Source organism: Arthrobacter sp. MYb221, from assembly GCF_002979835.1.
Lineage (GTDB): Bacteria > Actinomycetota > Actinomycetes > Actinomycetales > Micrococcaceae > Glutamicibacter.
This window is the reverse complement of sequence record NZ_PCPW01000045.1, coordinates 1-1,016: the sequence shown is the minus strand read 5'-3', so window position 1 is coordinate 1,016 and position 1,016 is coordinate 1. Positions and strand designations below refer to the sequence as shown.

At 54.6% G+C, this 1,016-nt stretch carries 1 protein-coding gene; it reads left to right on the top strand.

What is annotated here, in order from left to right; translation table 11 throughout:
• Positions 1 to 312: 312 nt before the first annotated feature.
• On the top strand, positions 313 to 969 hold the full coding sequence (locus CQ015_RS18615) for a metallophosphoesterase (RefSeq protein ID WP_258138890.1): 657 nt from the start codon (positions 313 to 315) through the stop codon (positions 967 to 969).
• The last annotated feature ends 47 nt before the right edge of the window (positions 970 to 1,016 follow it).

Here is a 1,016-nt window from a genome sequence, read left to right as displayed (position 1 = left end):
CTACTATGATGAAATGACAGGCTCGTTACCCGACGCTGCCGCACATAAGACGGCGGCATGATTTCCGGGACGGTTCATGACGATCACGTTTAAACATTAGACGTTTGATGTTTGCTCCGACAAATCTTGTGAGCTGTTGCACGCCCGAATCGGTTGGAATCCCGAAGGTGCATGTTCTACAGCTTTATTTACGCGCAGGGGCAGGAAGCGACTACCAACGTTCACTGTCTGGTCACTAGCCAGCTCTACGCTCTAGTGGTTATCAGCCAACTAGTTGATGCTGGCTACCTTATTCATGTGAAAGGCACACCTGTGAGCAATTCTTCTGTCCCCCGTCGCGGAGTTTTGATCGGCAGCACAGCTGCCGCGATTACCGGACTTCTCGCTGCCAACAGCACGGCAGCTTCCGCAGCGCCGGCCAAGAAGGCTTTAGCGGCCACCCCGAAGCTCAAGTTCGCGGCAGACGGCAAGTTCAAGATCGTCCAGTTCAATGACACCCAGGATGGCCCGCGCACCGATCGCCGCACCCTGGAACTGATGGACAAGGTACTGGATACCGAAAAGCCAGGTTTCGCGCTCATCAACGGCGATGTCATCAATGGTTCACCGAAAACCACCACCGAGGTCAAGCAGGCGATCAACAACGTTGTCCAGCCAATGGAATCCCGGGGCATCCCCTGGGCGCTGACCTTTGGCAACCATGACGAGGACTCGATGCCCAACGGCACGAATATGACGGATGCCAAAATTCTCGATTTCATTCGCGGATACAAGTTCAACACCAACTCGAAGAATGACAAGATCCAAGGCGAATCGAACTCCCAGCTACTGATCGCCTCATCCAAGAACGCCAAGCCCGCCTTCGGCATCTGGCTGCTTGACTCGAACCGCTACGCGCCAAAGACCATTGGAGGACAAGACTTCGAAGGGCTCATGTCCTCAGGGCTCTGGACATCGGTAGAAAATTAATGAGTCGCCGCTAAGCCCTTCACCCGATACCGCAACACCCGATCCGT